The sequence below is a fragment of the Microbacterium sp. NPDC079176 genome (genome assembly GCF_040686675.1).
Lineage (GTDB): Bacteria > Actinomycetota > Actinomycetes > Actinomycetales > Microbacteriaceae > Microbacterium.
In genome coordinates, this window is record NZ_JBFBLM010000005.1 from 223,844 (window position 1) to 240,030 (window position 16,187).

Here is a 16,187-nt window from a genome sequence, read left to right on the forward strand (position 1 = left end):
TCAGGAGAAGATCATCGGCAGGTCGTCGTCTTCCTCGGCCCCGCCGAGGTCGAACTCGACGACCACGGGAACGTGGTCACTGGGCTGCTCGCCCTTGCGCTCTTCGCGGTGGATCGACGCTCCGGTGACCGCCTCGGCGAGTGTCTTCGAGCCGAGGATGAAGTCGATGCGGATGCCCTCGTTGCGAGGGAACTTCAGACGCTGGTAGTCCCAGTAGGTGTAGCCCTCGGGAAGCAGTGGGCGGACGACATCGGTCAGGCCCGCGTCGGCGAGAGCGAAGAAGGCCTGACGCTCCTGCGGCGAGACGTGCGTCGAGACGCCCTCGACGATGTCGGGGTCGCCGTTGTCGGCGTCGAACGGGATGATGTTGAAGTCGCCCACCAGAGCGAGCGGCAGTTCGGGGTTCGCCGAGAGCTCTGCCGCCGTGGACTTCTTCAGCTCCTCGAGCCAGTGCAGCTTGTAGGCGTAGTGCGGGTCGTCGAGCGAGCGGCCGTTCGGCACGTACAGGCTCCACACGCGCACACCGTCGACGAGCACGCCGAGCGCACGTGCTTCGAGCGGTGCATCCGGTCCCTCGTGTCCTTTGGCGAAGCCCGGCATGCCGTCGAAAGACGTGCGGACGTCGGTGATCGGCAGGCGGCTGGCGATCGCGACGCCGTTCCATTGATTCAGGCCGTGGACCTCGACGTGGTAGCCGGCCTCTTCGAACGGCCCGTAGGGGAACTGCTCGGGTTTGCACTTGATCTCCTGCATCGCCAGCACGTCGATGTCCTCTCGGACGGCGAACTCGACGGTGCGGGTGACACGGGTGCGGATGGAGTTGACGTTCCAGGTAGCCAAGCGCATGCGTCAAGCCTAGGCCTTGCCTCCTACACTGGATGCCGTGACCGCACTCGACGCAGACCGCCAGACCCTTCTCGACCTGATCAAGGACGAGGCGGTGTTCCACGGAGACTTCACGCTCTCGAGCGGCAAGAAGGCGACGTACTACGTCGACATGCGCAAGCTCACGCTCGACCACCGCGCGGCACCGGCGATCGGTCGCATCATGCTCGACCTCATCGGCGACCTCGACGTCGTGGCGGTCGGCGGCCTGACCCTCGGCGCCGACCCCATCGCGAACTCGGTGCTGCACGCCTCGGTCGCCGCCGACAAGCCGCTCGACGCGTTCGTCGTGCGCAAGGAGCCGAAGGACCACGGCCGCGGTCGCCAGATCGAGGGTGCAGACGTCGCCGGCAAGCGCGTCGTCGTGCTCGAAGACACCTCGACCACCGGGCAGTCCGCGCTCAAGGCCGTCGAGGCGCTGCGCAAGGAAGGGGCCGAGATCGTCGCTGTCGCCGTGATCGTCGACCGCAAGACGGGCGCCCAGGCCGCGATCGAAGCCGAGGGCCTCGAATGGCGTGCCGCCTTCGACCTCGACGACCTCGGACTCGACCCCCAGTGACCCGCTACGCGCTGGCCGTCGACGTCGGCGGCACGAAGATGGAGGCCGCGCTCGTGGACGAGCACGGTGTGCTCGTCGGCGGCAGCCGCTCGCGACAGGCGACCGGGCGCCAGGCGACGCTCGAGTCGCTGAACGACGCGGTGATCTCGATCGTGACCCACGCTTTGGCCGCTGTGCCGGCGGATGCCGACCTCGTGGGCGCCGGTGCCGGAAGCGCCGGACCCATCGACCGTGCCGCCGGAGCGATCATGCCGGTGAACATGCCGCTCGCGCGGGGCTTCGGTCTTGCGGAGTCGGTGCGCTCGGCGGCATCCGCTGCGCTCGGCCGCGAGGTTCCGACCGTCCTCGGCCATGACGGTGGCGCGCTCGCCCTGGCGGAATCCTGGCTCGGCGCCACGCAGGATGCCGGCGCCTCGCTGTCGATCGTCGTCTCGACCGGCGTCGGCGGAGGGTTCGTCGTCAACGGCGCGTACATTCCCGGAGCCACCGGCAATGCCGGGCATCTCGGACAGGTGCGTCGCGAAGGCGGGCTCACCCTCGAGGAGATCGCCTCGGGGCCCGCGAGCGCCGCCTGGGCTCAGCAACAGGGCTGGACCGGAGCCACCGGCGAGGACCTGGCTCGGGATGCCGCCGCGGGCGACGCCGTCGCCCGCGCGGCCATCGAGCGGTCGGCGAAGGCGGTCGGAGAAGCGCTCGCGGATGCCGCGACCCTCGTCGACCTCGACATGGTCGCGATCGGCGGCGGGTTCTCTCGCGTGTCCGCCGACTACATCGACCTCGTGCAGCAGGCGCTCACGGCCAGTGCCGCGCACGAGTACTCGCGGCGTACCCGGGTCGTGCGCTCGGGACTCGGCGACGAGGGGCCGCTCATCGGCGCCGCGGCGCTCGTCCTACGCTGACCTGTCGGTCACCGGGGAATCAGCGCCCCGCGACGATCAGGTGACGCTGCGGCCCTTCGAGTCGGGCCACCGCGACCTTGAGTTCGGTGACGTCGGCGGCGATTCCGTCGATGCGTGCGGTGAGTTTCTCTTCGACGCCGTCGATGCGTGCCGTGAGCCTCTGTTCGACTCCGTCGATGCGTGCGGTGAGTTTCTCTTCGACGCCGTCGATGCGTGCCGTGAGCCTCTGTTCCACTCCGTCGATACGCGTACCGAGCGACGTCTCGACGCCGACGAGATCGGTGCGGAGGGAGTCGGATCGGCGGATGCACCAGGCGAAGCCCGCGAACATGGTGCCGCCCAGAGCCAGCAGGAGGCCGACGGCGCTGATGACGATCGTGATGATCTCGGCGGACACGAACATGCTCCCATTCTGGGGGTGGCGGGTGGGGTCTCGCAGAATGCTACGCGGGCGACGACCGGAGCCGTCGGCGGTGCGGGTCATCCTTCGGGCACGGGGGAGAACGCGGTCCAGAAGATGATCGTGCAGAAAAGATCGATGCTTTCCGTTCGCCCCCCTAACAAAACCGGCCTACGCTCGTAGCAGGCGACGGAAGGAACACGCATGCGCGTACTCGGACTGCTCTCGGGCACCTCACACGACGGCATCGACGTCACGGTCGTGGACTTCGCAGAGAGCGACGGAGCGCTGCGCGGCACGGTGCTGCACGAAGACAGCGTGCCGTACGCCCCCGACCTGCGGGCCCGACTCGTCGCGGCGCTGCCTCCGGCGCCCACGACGTTCGCCGAGGTCTGCGAGCTCGACACCCTGATCGGCCAGGCCTTCGCCGAGGTCGCCGCCACGGCATCCGACGTCGTCGGGGGAGTGGATGCCGTGTGCACGCACGGCCAGACCGTCTTCCACTGGGTCGCCGACGGCCACGCGCTCGGCACCCTGCAGATCGGGCAGCCGGCGTGGATCGCCGAGCGGGTCGGCGCACCCGTGGTGTCGGACGTGCGCATCCGTGACATCACTGCGGGCGGCCACGGTGCACCGCTCGTGTCGTTCCTCGATGAGCTGCTGCTGCGCGGTCGGGCGGGAGTCTCGGCGGCGGTGAACCTCGGCGGCATCGCGAACGTGACCGTGGTCGGTCCCGACGGTCTGTCGGCCTACGACATCGGCCCGGCGAATGCACTGGTCGACGCGGTGGTCGTCGCCGAGGGGCTGAACGACCGAGGCTACGACGCGGATGCCGCGATCGCTCGCACCGGCACCGTCGACGACGTGCTGCTCGCCGAGCTGCTCGCCGACCCGTACTACGCCCTGCCCGCGCCCAAGAGCACGGGCAAGGAGCATTTTCACCTCGACTATGTGCGTGCGCACGTCGACCGCATGCGACCCGGCATCGCGCCGGCCGACCTGATCCGCACGCTCACCGAGCTCACGGTCCGCACCGTCGCACACGACATCCGCACCGCCGGCATCCGCTTCCTGGCTGTCTCGGGTGGCGGGTGCCACAACCCGCTCATCATGCAGGGTCTGCGTGAGGCGCTCCCCGACATCGAGGTGGTGCTCGCCGACGAGCTCGGCGCCCCGGTCGACAGCAAGGAGGCGATCCTGTTCGCGCTGATCGGATGGTGCACGTTGCATGGCGTCGCGGCCGTGACGCCCGGCGGCACCGGAGCGCGGGAAGCCCGAATCCTCGGCACCATCACACCCGGTGCGGGTCCGCTGCGGATGCCGGAGCCCGTGGATAGAGTGCGCAGCCTGACGCTGCGCTGATCGAGGGATCGGGGGCGCTCAGCGCTTGCGGTCGTCGTCGTCCCAGGGGCCTTCCCACCAGCCGGCGCGCCCATCGCCCCCGCCGCCTCCACGACGTCGTGAGCGGAAGAACTGCACCACCCACACGGTCAGCGTGCTGAGGAGGATCAGGAAGATCACCAGGAACAGCAGGTCGGACTGGTTCATGGGCGTTTCCCCTCCGCGGCATCCGCCACGATCTTGGCGATCCGAGCGGACCGCGTCTCGGCACGCTTCGCCATCGCGATGTGCGTCAGGCCGAACTTCTTGACCGACTTCGGAAAGGCGTCCCAGTGGGCCCGCGCGGCGGGCAGGGCATCCAGCGCCTCCGTCAGTTCGGGCGGCTCGATCCCGGCTTCCGGGCCGTCGAGCAAGGTCCACGACCCGTCCGCCTTCGCGGACTCGAGTACGCGGATGCCGGCCGGTGCGAGCTGTCCGGCGGCCTCGAGGTCGATCAGTCTCGCCTTGTTCGTCGCTGCCCATCCGCTGCCGCGTCGTCGGGGTGAGAACCACTGGCCCACCGTCTGGTCGTCGAAGGTGCGCACCGGACCGTCGATCCATCCGAAGCACAGAGCCTGACGCACGGCATCGTCGTATCCGACACCTCCGGCCCGGTTGCCGCGAACGCTCAGCAGCCAGACTCCCGCGATGCGCTCATGATGCTCCTCGAGCCAGGCGCGCCACGCGGACGCATCCGCTGCGACGACCCGCTCTCCTTCGTCGAGCGCGCCCACGTCAGTCCTCGTCGAGCGTCGGAATCGACTCGGTGACGGTGGGCAGCAGGTCGGCGACCGAGTCGACGATCTCGTCGGGCCGGAACGGATACTTCTCGACCTCGGCCTCGTCGCTGATGCCGGTCATCACGAGCACGGTGTGCAGCCCCGCCTCGATGCCGGCGATGATGTCGGTGTCCATCCGGTCGCCGATCATGCCGGTCTTCTTCGAGTGCGCGCCGATCTTGTTGAGCGCCGAGCGGAACATCATCGGATTCGGCTTGCCGACGACATACGGCTCCTTGCCCGTCGCCTTGGTGATGAGCGCCGCGATCGCGCCGGTCGCCGGCATGACTCCGTCGGCCGAGGGGCCCGTCGCATCGGGGTTCGTCACGATGAAGCGCGCGCCCTTGATGATGAGTCGGATCGCCTTGGTGATCGCCTCGAACGAGTAGTTGCGAGTCTCGCCGACGACCACGAAGTCGGGATTCGTCTCGGTCATGATGAACCCGGCCTCGTGCAGGGCCGTGAGGATGCCCGCCTCGCCGATCACGAAAGCTGAACCGCCCGGCAGCTGCTGCGCGAGGAAGTCCGCGGTGGCCAGCGCCGAGGTCCAGATCCGTTCCTCGGGCACGACGAGTCCGCTGGCGCGGAGGCGGGCCGACAGGTCTCGTGCCGTGAAGATCGAGTTGTTCGTCAGCACGAGGTACGGGATGTCGTTCTGCTCCCACCCGGCGAGCAGCTCGGACGCGCCGGGAATGGCGTCGTTCTCATGCACGAGCACGCCGTCCATGTCGGTCAGCCAGCATTCGATGTTGTCGCGGTGTGCCATGAGCACAGCTTATGGGGCGGCGATTACGGGCAGGTGTCAGGTTGTGGCGAGGCTGTCAGGCGCTGAGCCAGACCACCTCTGCGGCGCCGTCAGGAAGCGTCGTCTCGACGCCGTCGAGCTCGATGCCCCGGTCCGTGGTCGTGATGCTCGCCGCGACGGCGACGCCAGCCGCCTCGAGGGCGCGCAGCAGCTCGGGGTCGCGGTCGTCGACGCGCAGCACGCGGCCGACGTGACCCACCGGCGCGTCGGCGAGAAGGATGAAGGGCTCGCGTTCGACGACGCCCGCGGCATCCGGGATCGCGTCGCCGTGCGGGTCGAATCGTGGCCGGCCGAGGCGTGCGTCGATGCCCTCGAGAAGGCGGTCGCTGATCGTGTGCTCGAGCACTTCGGCCTCGTCGTGCACCTCGTCCCAGCCGTAGCCGAACTCCTGCACCAGCCAGGTCTCGATCAGGCGGTGGCGTCGCACCATGGCCAGGGCGCGCTGCGTGCCGGCATCGGTCAGCCGAACCGCACCGTAGGGCACGTGCGAGACGAGGCCCGCGGCGGCGAGCTTCTTGACCATCTCGGTCACCGAAGACGGAGCGATGCCGAGCTTCGCCGCGAGCACCGACGGGGTGATCGGCGCGTCCTGCCACTCGGTGTGCGCGTAGACGGTCTTCAGGTAGTCGTCTGCTGCGGGGGATGCCACTCGTCCAGCCTAGATCAGGGGTTCGCGACGTCGACGAGGATGCCGAAGGCGACCTGGCCGGCGAAGAACACGATGAGGAAGCCGAGCAGAGCGGCGAAGAGCGAGAGGCGGCCGTCGAACCCCTCGATCTCGGCGATGCCGATCTTGCGGGCGCGGAAGGCCAGCACCAGCGTCGCGATGCCCAGCGCCAGCTGCACCCACGGGCCGCCGAACGGAAGCACGGTCGGGAAGGCGACGAGGAGGCCTCCGATCACGCCGGTCGCGATGCCGGTCCACGTGAGGATGCGGACGGTGCGGCGCGCGGGTTCGGCAGACATCCTTCGAGCCTAATCGCCTGGCGAGGGCGCCGTGGACGCTGTGAATCGTGTCAATCGGGCCCGATTCCTTGACGCGAGAGGAGCGCGGCGGGTAGCTTCGACCGGGCACGGGAAAACGCTATCCGAGCGGGCTGCAGGCCCAGAGATGGATTTCGATGATGAACATCCGACACCGATCATTCCGCGCCGTCGTGGCGGTGGCCGCCGCCGGCTGCCTCGTCGCGGGTGGTGCGCAGAGCGCGGCAGCGGCGTCACCCGCAGCCCCGGCCGCGGGTCGCCACGATCACGGCACCCCGGCACCGCAACTCGAGTCGCTCGACCGCGGACTCGTCGCCGTCTCGACCGCCGAGGGCGTCTTCCTCAGTTGGCGACTCCTTGCGACCGAGACGACGGGCGCGACCGAGACCGGCCTCGCCGGCCCCGACTTCGCCGTCTATCGCGACGGGGCGAAGGTCGCCACGGTCACCGACAGCACGAACTACGCGGATGCCGGCGGCTCCGCCACCTCGGAGTACTCCGTCGTCCCGATCGTGAGCGGCATCGAGCTGACGGCATCCGCGTCGGCATCCGTCACCGCCTGGGCCGACGGTCACCACGACCTGCCCCTGCAGAAGCCGGCCGACGGGGTGACGCCGAAGGGCGAGGCCTACACCTACTCGGCGAACGATGTCTCGGTCGGTGACGTCGACGGCGACGGGCAGTACGAGTACGTCGTGAAGTGGGACCCCTCGAACTCGAAGGACGTCTCGCAGCGCGGCTACACCGGGCCGGTTTATCTCGACACCTACGAGCTCGACGGAACGCTGCTGAATCGCCTGGACCTCGGCGTGAACATCCGCGCCGGAGCGCACTACACGCAGTTCCTCGTCTACGACTTCGACGGCGACGGCCGGTCCGAGACCATGCTGAAGACGGCGCCCGGCACGAAGTCGGTGCAGTATGCCGACGACGGCTCGGTCGCGAGCGAGTCGTACATCACTCTCCCCAAGGACGACCGCAAGGCCGGGTACTCGAACGACGACGACTACCGCCTGAGTGCCGCGGACTACGAGCAGCGTCTGGTCGAGATGTTCCTCGGTTGGAGTGACCGCGAGGAGGTCGTGTCGGGCCAGTGGCCGGCCACTCTCGAAGAGGCGTGGGGCATGCCCGTGACGCACGACTACCCGCTCTCGCCGGAGGCCGCGCAGGAACTGGCGACCACCTTCATCGACGTGTACGCGCCGAGCCGCAGCGCGCGCAACCTGCTGCGGGAGTTCGAGGGCTTCATCGTCGACGGACCCGAGTACCTCACGGTCTTCGACAGCGCGACCGGCAAGGAGCTGCAGACCATCCCGTATCCGACCGAGCGAGGAGACGACGGACTGCTGTGGGGTGACTACGCGATGTCGCGCATCGAGCCGGCGAACCGCGTCGACCGCTTCCTCGCCGGCGTCGGATACCTCGACGGGCAGCATCCGTCGGCCGTCTTCGCTCGCGGGTACTACACGCGCACGACCGTCACGGCCTTCGACTGGGACGGCAAGCGCCTCACGGAGCGGTGGGACGTCGACAGCGGCCACGTGCCGATGACGAACCCGTTCAACGACTCCCCGCACGGCCGTGACGGCACCGACCCCGAGTTCGGCACGATCACGACGCAGGGCGATCACTCGCTGAGCTTCGCCGACGTGGATGCCGACGGAAAGCAGGAACTCGTCTACGGATCGGCGACGATCGACGACGACGGCAGCCTGCTGTACAGCTCGTTCGACGTGCTCCCCGAGGGCAGCGCCGATCCCGGGGCGACCGTGCGCCTGGGCCATGGCGACGCCATGCACGTGACCGATATCGACCCCAGCCGCCCCGGCCTCGAGATCTGGACGGCCCACGAGGGTGCGACGAGCGCACCGTACGGGTCGGTGATGCGTGATGCCGCGACCGGAGAGTCCCTGTTCGGGGCGTACTCGGGTCGCGACACCGGTCGCGCCATGATCGGCGACGTGCGTCCCGACGTGCCGGGTATCGAGGTGTGGTCGAGCATGCCAGGCGGCACCGAGGGCAGCGGACTCCTGAGCGCGACCGGCGAGGTGCTGCAGCCGGAGACGCCAGGCACCAACATGTCGATCCGCTGGGCGGGCGACCTGACGACGCAGCTCGTGAACGGCAGCGGCGCCCAGACGCCGACCATCGACGACTGGACCCGCGGGACGCTGGTCACCGCGACCGGAACGCTCACGAACAACGGCACGAAAGGCAACCCGTCGCTCGTCGCCGATGTGCTGGGGGACTGGCGTGAGGAGCTGCTCGTGCGCACCGCGGACTCGAGCGCGCTGCGGTTCTTCACGACGACCGAGCCGACGGCGCACAAGCTCACGACCCTGATGCACGACGTGCAGTACCGGGCCGAGACCGCGCGTCAGCAGACCACCTACAACCAGCCCGCGTACACCTCGTACTACCTGGCGAGCGACATCGACTGGTCGCAGGTGCCGGTGGTGACAGCGCCGACGACTCCGAAGGCTCCGACCTTCACCGACAAGCCGGGCACCTCCCGCGACGAGGTGAAGGTGCCGAAGAACGTGACAGGCATCAGCTACTACGTGAACGGCGAGAGGGGCGAGGCGCGGGGCGGCAAGGTGAAGGTGACGGGAGAGGTGACCGTCGTCGCCGTCCCCGAGCCCGGATGGCGCATCGCCGACGGCGCGACCTCGCAGTGGACCGAGACTCTCCGCTCTCGCTGACGGCGCGGTGACAGGACGCCGCCCCGAGTCGACTCTTCCCGTGCCGGCTCGGGGCGGTTCTGCGCGCAAGGGTCGTGCTGCGCGCGCGAGGCCGGTCGCTCAGGCGCCCGTCAGCACCAACCAGAGCAGGGCGCCATTGAGCGCGATGAGCAGAACGGATGCCACGATGCCCGCCGCCGTCGTCCAGGTGCGATTCGCCCAGACGCCGAGCGTGCGACGCTGCGCGGTGAGCGCGACGAGGGGGATCAGCGCGAACGGGATGCCGAATGAGAGGACGACCTGGCTGAGCACCAGCGCCAGCGTGGGATCGAAGCCGATGCCGAGGATCACCAGCGCGGGGATCAGGGTCACGAGTCGACGCGCGAGAAGCGGGATGCGCACGTGCAACAGGCCGTGCATGATCTCCGCTCCCGCGTAGGCACCGACGGATGTCGAGGCGAGACCGGAGGCCAGCAGCCCGATCGCGAAGAAGGTCGCGACGACAGGCCCGAGTCCCGCGGCGAGCGCGGCATGGGCGCCTTCGAGCGAATCCGTCCCCTCGACACCTGCCAGGTTGGCGGCCGCGAGCAGCAGGATGCCGAGGTTGACGGTGCCCGCGATCACCATCGCGATCGAGACGTCCCAGCGGGTCGCCGTGAGCAGGCGACGGATGCGCGAGGTCTCGGTTCGCGCAGTCTCCGTCGGCCCGTGCGCCGCGGCGGCACCGAACCGATCGCGAGTGAGCGAGGAGTGCGCGTAGATCGCGTGCGGCATGATCGTCGCGCCGAGGATGGAGGCGGCGAGGAGCACCGATCCGGTGCCCTCGAAACGGGGCACCAGGCCACCGACGATGCTCGCGGCATCCGGCGGTGCGATGAAGAGCCCGGCGACGAAGCCGACCGCGATGATCACCATGAGCCCGATGATCACGAACTCGAAGGGCCGAGCGCCGCGGCGGCTCTGCACCGTCAGCAGGACCATCGACACGGCGCCGGTGATGATCCCTCCGAGCAGCAGCGGGATGTCGAACAGCAGGTAGAGGGCGACCGCGCCGCCGATGACCTCGGCCAGATCTGTCGCCATCGCGACGAGCTCGGCCTGCAGCCAGTAGGCCCGACGGGCCCACGGCTTCGTGAGGCGCGCACCCAGCACCTCGGGGAGACTCTGCCCCGTGACGACGCCGAGCTTCGCCGACAGGTACTGGATCAGCCAGGCCATCACGTTGCCCGCCACCACGACCCAGACCAGCAGGTACCCATACTGCGCGCCGGCGGTCATGTTGCTCGCGACGTTGCCCGGATCGAGATACGCGACGCCGGCGACCAGCGCGGGTCCGAGGAGCCAGAGGCTGCGGGGCGCGGTGGCGCGGGTGGGCGTCGGCCCCTTCTCGACGACAGCATTTTTCGGCATGCCGAAATCGTAGCGGATATTTCGGTGTACCTAAATCGCTGTTGCGGATGCGCCGGATAGCCTGGCTGGATGGATGAGCAGGCGCCCGCGGATGCAGCGGAGACAGGCGGATCGTCGGCCCAGCCCGGATACGGGGTCGGACCCTGGCCCGGCGGCGAGGTCGAGTGGCCTGCGGGGGAGCAGTACGACCCCGAGCTGCTGGCCGTCGGAGACACGCGCAACGTGATCGATCGCTACCGCTACTGGCGGATGGACGCGATCGTCGCCGACCTCGACACAAAGCGGCATCCGTTCCACGTGGCCATCGAGAACTGGCAGCACGACATGAACATCGGCTCGATCGTGCGCAGCGCCAACGCGTTCCTCGCCGACACCGTGCACATCATCGGCCGGCGCCGGTGGAACAAGCGGGGCGCCATGGTCACCGACCGCTATCAGCACGTCGTGCACCATGAGGACGTCGAGGCCTTCACCGCCTGGGCGACCGCCGAAGGCCTGCCGATCGTCGCCGTCGACAACGTCGAGGGCGCAGTGCCCGTCGACCGCGCGGATCTGCCGCAGAGCTGCGTGCTGCTGTTCGGTCAGGAGGGACCGGGTCTCTCGGATGCCGCGCTCGCCGCGGCATCCGCGCACATCGAGATCACGCAGTACGGCTCCACCCGGTCGATCAACGCGAGCGCGGCCGCCGCGGTGATCATGTACGAGTGGTGCCGGAGGCATGCGGGCTGACGGCGGCGTCGGACCCTCTCGACACGATGCCTGCTCGGGCGTAGCGTGAGTGCCGATCTGAGGAGGTCGACATGGCAGCGATCAGTTCCATCCGCCCGTTTCTCTGGTTCGACGGGCGGGCGCAGGAGGCGATGGAGTACTACGTCTCGGTGTTCCCGAACTCGTCGATCGACCAGGTGGTCCTGTACCCCGACGAATCGCTCGATCGACATTTCGAGGGCATGAGCGGCAAGGTCCTCAACGGCGACTTCACCCTGAACGGCTCGCCGTTCGGCTGCCTCGACGGAGGCCCCGAGTTCGCGTTCAACGAGTCGATCTCCTTCGTGATCGGGTGCGAGGAGCAGGCCGAGATCGACCACTACTGGCAAGCCCTCTCGGCCGTGCCGGACTCGGAGGCCTGCGGCTGGTGCAAGGACAGGTTCGGAGTGAGCTGGCAGGTCGTGCCGGCCGGTCTGGATCTGCTCCAGCAGAGGCCAGAGCAGATTCAGGCGCTCATGCACATGAAGAAGATCGTGATCGCCGAGCTCGAGAACGCCTGATCCCTCGCGGCATCCTCAGTTCCCGAGATTCCGGGACACGTGTAGACGTCCGGAGTCGCAGCGATCGTGCAGTGCTAGACGCCGGCGGTGACCCAGCGACCCGAGCGCACGCGCCAGCCGAGAGTGCCCAGCCGAGCGAGCAGGTAGATGCCGAAGAAGGCGATGGCGAGCCAGATGAGGCCCGCTGACGCATCGACTCCGCTCGCGGCGATGATCCAGAGTGCCGGCAGGAACGGCACGAGATTGATCCCGCCGGCGATCGCGAGGTAGCGCGCGTCGTTCGCCCCCATCAGCACTCCGTCGAGCACGAACACCACCCCGGCGATCGGCTGCGCGAGCGCGAGGATCAGCAGCGCCGGCTGCACGAGCGCCGCGATCTCGGCGTCGCCGGTGAACACGACCCCGAGGACTCCGGAGAGTGCAGCGATGACAGCCCCGACCACGACGCCGAACCACGCGCCCCAGGCCACGGTGCGTTTCAGCACCCGATGCACCTGTCGCTCGTCGCCGGCACCGAGCTCTTTGCCGATCAGCGCCTGTGCCGCGATCGCCAGCGCGTCGAGCGCGAATGCCGCCGCCGAGAAGATCGTGAAGACGATCTGCCATCCGGCGAGCTCCTCGGTGCCGATGCCGGTGGCGACGGCGACCGTCGCGAGCAGAGCGACGCGCAGGCTCACGGTGCGCAGGAACAGCCAGCCGCCCGAGCGCGCTGTGCTGCCCATGCCGTCCCGTCGGGCTTTCAACGATGCGTCATGCCTCGCCGCGAGCCGCCGGATCACGAGGACGTATGCGCCGACCATGCCCCACTGGGCGACGACCGTGCCGGCCGCCGAGCCGGCGATGCCCCAGCCCAGCCCGTAGATGAACACCACGTTGAGCAGCGCGTTGGCCCCGAACCCGAGGCCGGCGATCCACAGGGGAGTCATGGTGTCCTGCATCCCGCGCAGCAGCCCGGTCGCGGCGAACACGATGAGCATGGCCGGGAGCCCCCACATCGAGACGACGAGATAGGCGTTGGCATCGGCGGCCACGGCGTCGCTCGCGCCGAACAGCGAGACCAGCCAGGGGGAGGATGCCGCGCCTGCGGCGGCGAGCACGGCCCCGATCGCGAGGGCGAGCCACATGCCGTTGATCCCGACCGAGACGGCCTCGCCCGGTCTGCCGGCGCCGAACAGTCGGGCCACCGCCGGGGTCGTCGAGTAGGCGAGGAAGACCATGAGTCCGACGATCGTCTGCAGCACCGCACCCGCGATGCCCAGGCCCGCGAGCGGCGTCGTGCCGAGATGTCCGACCAGCGCCGCGTCGACGATGAGGAACGCCGGTTCTGCGATCAGGGCGCCGAGCGCGGGGACGGCGAGGCGCAGGATCTCGCGGTTGAGAGTGCGCTCGGTCATCCTCCGAGCCTATGGGCTGGCGCGGACAGCAGGCGGTGCAGCACGCCCGCTCCGCCCTCCGGATCCGGTGCGGTCGTACCCTGGAAGGACCAGGATGCGACGGAGGTGCATCATGACGGATCCACGGGAGGCCGCGGCGCGGTACCGTGCGCGGCAGCGAAGCCGGGGGGACGGCGAGGACGACAGCGAGTCCGGTGCAGAGCCGGGCATCGCCGCAGCGACGGATCGAGCCGCCTTCATCGAGACGGCGATCCAGGTCGCGATCCGCCGGGGCGATTTCGACGATCTCCCCGGTGCGGGCAAGCCCCTCGAGGGACTCGGAACGCACCACGACCCCGACTGGTGGATCCGACGCAAGATCGAGCAGGAGAACCTGACGGGTCTCGGTCCGCCGGCGATCCTGTTGCGCACCGAGGATCGCGAGCTCGACGACCAGCTCGACCTGCTCGGTCGCGAGGCCGACGTGCGGTCGGTGCTCGAGGACTTCAACGGTCGGGTGCTCGAGGCCCGACGCCAGCTGCAGGGCGGTCCGCCTGTCGTGACGAGTCCACGCGACATCGACGCAGAGGTGGCGGCGTGGGCCGAGCGACGCGCGGCGCGCTTCGCGGCGCGTGCTGCGGAGACGCCGGAGCGGCCCCGGCGACGACGGTTCGGCCTCCGGCGCAGGGCGTGACCCATCCCCCCGAATGTCGGAGCGACGCATAGGCTGGTCGGCATGACCGACGTGCTCCCCTCTGGCCTTGAGACCTCCGAGTTCAGCTCCGACATCCGCCCGCAGGACGACCTCTACCGCCATGTCAACGGCGCCTGGCTCTCCCGCACCGAGATCCCCGGCGACAAGGCGCGGTGGGGGTCCTTCCATCTGCTGGCCGAGCAGGCGGAGAAGGACGTCAGGGCGATCATCGAGGAGTCGCAGGATGCCGAGCCCGGCACTCTCGCCCGCAAGATCGGCGACCTGTTCGCCAGCTTCATGGACACCGAGCGCATCGCCGCCGCCGGGGCGACGCCCCTCGCCGAGACGCTCGCCGAGATCGACGCGATCGACGGCGTCCCCGCGTTCCTGCGTACGGTCGGCGCCTACGATCGCGACGGCCGGGCGCACCTGATCGGGTTCTACGTCGACGGCGACCCGGGCAACCCGGAGCGCTACCTCCCGGTGGTCGTGCAGTCGGGCCTGTCGCTGCCGGACGAGAGCTACTTCCGGCTCGACACCTTCGCCGAGACCCGGGCGGCATACCGCGCGCACCTCGAGCGACTGCTCGCGCTCGCCGGAGTCGCGGATGCCGCGGGCACCGCCGACCGCTCGATCGCCCTCGAGACCGAGCTCGCCGGGCACCACTGGGACAACGTGCGCAGCCGCGATGCCGTCGCCACGTACAACCTGAAGACCTGGGCCGAGATCCAGGAGCTCGCCGGTGTCGACCTCGATCCGTGGCGCGATGCCGTCGCTCCCGGTCGCCCCGAGGCGTTCGCCGAGGTCGTGGTCTCGCAGCCGAGCTTCCTCGAAGGCCTCGGGTCGCTGCTGACCGCCGAGCGTCTCGACGAGTGGAAGGCCTGGCTGCGCGCCCAGGTCGTGCATGCCGCGGCTCCGTATCTGACCGACGACTTCGTGCAGGAGAACTTCTCGTTCTACGGCACCGAGCTCACCGGCGTCCCCTCGATCCGCGAGCGCTGGAAGCGCGGTGTCTCGGTGACCGAGAGCGCGCTGAGCGAGGCGATCGGCAAGGTCTACGTCGAGCGGCACTACCCGCCGACGGCGAAGGCCGCGATGGATGAGCTCGTCGGCAACCTCATCGAGGCCTACCGGCAGAGCATCACCGACCTCGAATGGATGACGGCCGAGACCCGCGAACGCGCACTCGCCAAGCTCGACTCCTTCACGCCGAAGATCGGGCACCCTGCCGTGTGGCGCGACTACTCGAGCCTCGAGATCGACCGCGCCGACCTGTTCGGCAACGTGCGCCGTGCGGCGATCTTCGAGCACGACCGCAACGTCGCGAAGGTCGGCAAGCCGATCGACCGTGACGAATGGCACATGCCGCCGCAGATGGTCAACGCCTACTACAACCCCTCGATGAACGAGATCGTGTTCCCGGCGGCGATCCTGCAGTACCCGTTCTTCGACGCGTCGCGCGACGCGGCCGCCAACTACGGCGGCATCGGCGCGGTCATCGGTCACGAGATCGGTCACGGATTCGACGACCAGGGCAGCCGTTACGACGGTGACGGCAAGCTCGAGGACTGGTGGACGGATGCCGATCGCTCCGCGTTCGAGCAGCGCACCAAGGCCCTCATCGCGCAGTACGACGAACTCGTGCCTGAGGGCCTCGCCGCCGAGCACCACGTCAACGGAGCGCTGACGATCGGTGAGAACATCGGCGACCTGGGCGGTCTCGGCATCGCGCTCAAGGCGTACGAGATCGCACTCGACGGCGCCGAGGCGCCGGTCATCGACGGCTACACCGGCGTGCAGCGCCTCCTGCTGTCGTGGGCGCAGGTCTGGCAGCAGAAGAGCCGCGACGCCGAGACGCTGCGCCTGCTCACGATCGATCCGCACTCTCCGAACGAGTTCCGGTGCAACCAGATCGTCCGCAACATCGATGCGTTCTACGAGGCGTTCGACGTGACCGAGACCGACGCGCTGTGGCTGCCGCAGGACTCGCGCGTGACCATCTGGTGAGCGCTCCGGCCTCGGCGATCGCGCCGGGTCGGGGTGCCCTGCTGTCTGCCGGATGACGTTCTG

General features: G+C 69.1%; 17 protein-coding genes. 8 read left to right on the plus strand and 9 right to left on the minus strand.

Annotated features, from left to right (window positions below):
* Positions 1–846, minus strand: coding sequence for an exodeoxyribonuclease III (locus tag AB0P11_RS14105; RefSeq protein WP_230101040.1), 846 nt, complete (start codon positions 844–846; stop codon positions 1–3).
* A gap of 37 nt (positions 847–883) precedes the next feature.
* On the opposite strand from AB0P11_RS14105, the gene pyrE reads away from it, so the two are divergent.
* Both pyrE and AB0P11_RS14115 read left to right on the plus strand, forming a co-directional pair.
* Positions 884–1,444, plus strand: coding sequence for an orotate phosphoribosyltransferase (gene pyrE / locus AB0P11_RS14110; protein WP_053098023.1), 561 nt, complete (start codon positions 884–886; stop codon positions 1,442–1,444).
* The gene (locus tag AB0P11_RS14115) at positions 1,441–2,343 is read left to right on the plus strand and encodes an ROK family protein (protein WP_056280396.1); all 903 of its coding nucleotides are present in this window, start codon (positions 1,441–1,443) and stop codon (positions 2,341–2,343) included. Before pyrE ends, AB0P11_RS14115 begins: the two co-directional genes overlap by 4 nt.
* Before the next feature lie 19 nt (positions 2,344–2,362).
* Here the strand turns inward: AB0P11_RS14115 and AB0P11_RS14120 are convergent, their stop codons facing one another.
* Positions 2,363–2,746 carry an apolipoprotein A1/A4/E family protein gene (locus AB0P11_RS14120; RefSeq protein ID WP_230101041.1) on the minus strand — a complete coding sequence of 128 codons (384 nt, stop codon included), beginning with the start codon at positions 2,744–2,746 and terminating at the stop codon, positions 2,363–2,365.
* Between the two features lie 201 nt (positions 2,747–2,947).
* On the opposite strand from AB0P11_RS14120, the gene AB0P11_RS14125 reads away from it, so the two are divergent.
* Positions 2,948–4,105 carry an anhydro-N-acetylmuramic acid kinase gene (locus AB0P11_RS14125; RefSeq protein ID WP_072592020.1) on the plus strand — a complete coding sequence of 386 codons (1,158 nt, stop codon included), beginning with the start codon at positions 2,948–2,950 and terminating at the stop codon, positions 4,103–4,105.
* A gap of 18 nt (positions 4,106–4,123) precedes the next feature.
* Here the strand turns inward: AB0P11_RS14125 and AB0P11_RS14130 are convergent, their stop codons facing one another.
* From AB0P11_RS14130 to AB0P11_RS14150, 5 genes are read right to left on the minus strand one after another with little or no spacing between them, the layout of a single operon-like run.
* Complete coding sequence (locus tag AB0P11_RS14130) at positions 4,124–4,291, minus strand: hypothetical protein (RefSeq protein WP_171821950.1); 168 nt, start codon at positions 4,289–4,291, stop codon at positions 4,124–4,126.
* Positions 4,288–4,857 carry a YdeI/OmpD-associated family protein gene (locus AB0P11_RS14135; RefSeq protein WP_053098020.1) on the minus strand — a complete coding sequence of 190 codons (570 nt, stop codon included), beginning with the start codon at positions 4,855–4,857 and terminating at the stop codon, positions 4,288–4,290. Before AB0P11_RS14135 ends, AB0P11_RS14130 begins: the two co-directional genes overlap by 4 nt.
* A 1-nt stretch (position 4,858) precedes the next feature.
* Positions 4,859–5,668, minus strand: a complete 810-nt coding sequence (locus tag AB0P11_RS14140; RefSeq protein ID WP_053098019.1) for an HAD-IIA family hydrolase — start codon at positions 5,666–5,668, stop codon at positions 4,859–4,861.
* Positions 5,669–5,723: 55 nt separating this feature from the next.
* A complete protein-coding gene (locus tag AB0P11_RS14145; protein WP_230101043.1) occupies positions 5,724–6,356 on the minus strand; it encodes a metal-dependent transcriptional regulator in 633 nt (210 codons plus the stop codon).
* A gap of 14 nt (positions 6,357–6,370) precedes the next feature.
* A complete protein-coding gene (locus AB0P11_RS14150; protein ID WP_053098017.1) occupies positions 6,371–6,673 on the minus strand; it encodes a hypothetical protein in 303 nt (100 codons plus the stop codon).
* Positions 6,674–6,831: 158 nt separating this feature from the next.
* On the opposite strand from AB0P11_RS14150, the gene AB0P11_RS14155 reads away from it, so the two are divergent.
* A complete protein-coding gene (locus AB0P11_RS14155; protein WP_363522572.1) occupies positions 6,832–9,393 on the plus strand; it encodes a rhamnogalacturonan lyase in 2,562 nt (853 codons plus the stop codon).
* 99 nt (positions 9,394–9,492) lie between these two features.
* Here the strand turns inward: AB0P11_RS14155 and AB0P11_RS14160 are convergent, their stop codons facing one another.
* Positions 9,493–10,782: an Nramp family divalent metal transporter gene (locus AB0P11_RS14160; protein WP_363522574.1), complete on the minus strand. Its 1,290-nt coding sequence runs from the start codon at positions 10,780–10,782 to the stop codon at positions 9,493–9,495.
* A gap of 69 nt (positions 10,783–10,851) precedes the next feature.
* Here AB0P11_RS14160 and AB0P11_RS14165 point away from each other — a divergent pair, with 69 nt between their 5' ends.
* Together AB0P11_RS14165 and AB0P11_RS14170 are read left to right on the plus strand one after the other, a co-directional pair.
* Positions 10,852–11,511 (plus strand): TrmH family RNA methyltransferase, encoded by a 660-nt coding sequence (locus AB0P11_RS14165; RefSeq protein ID WP_053098015.1) that lies wholly within the window; start codon positions 10,852–10,854, stop codon positions 11,509–11,511.
* Positions 11,512–11,582: 71 nt separating this feature from the next.
* A complete protein-coding gene (locus AB0P11_RS14170; RefSeq protein WP_363522576.1) occupies positions 11,583–12,050 on the plus strand; it encodes a VOC family protein in 468 nt (155 codons plus the stop codon).
* A gap of 74 nt (positions 12,051–12,124) precedes the next feature.
* On the opposite strand, the gene AB0P11_RS14175 is transcribed toward AB0P11_RS14170, so the two are convergent.
* Positions 12,125–13,444, minus strand: a complete 1,320-nt coding sequence (locus AB0P11_RS14175; protein WP_072592017.1) for an MATE family efflux transporter — start codon at positions 13,442–13,444, stop codon at positions 12,125–12,127.
* A gap of 112 nt (positions 13,445–13,556) precedes the next feature.
* On the opposite strand from AB0P11_RS14175, the gene AB0P11_RS14180 reads away from it, so the two are divergent.
* The gene (locus AB0P11_RS14180; RefSeq protein WP_072592016.1) at positions 13,557–14,117 is read left to right on the plus strand and encodes a DUF1992 domain-containing protein; all 561 of its coding nucleotides are present in this window, start codon (positions 13,557–13,559) and stop codon (positions 14,115–14,117) included.
* 42 nt (positions 14,118–14,159) lie between these two features.
* Positions 14,160–16,124: a M13-type metalloendopeptidase gene (locus AB0P11_RS14185; protein ID WP_363522579.1), complete on the plus strand. Its 1,965-nt coding sequence runs from the start codon at positions 14,160–14,162 to the stop codon at positions 16,122–16,124.
* The last annotated feature ends 63 nt before the right edge of the window (positions 16,125–16,187 follow it).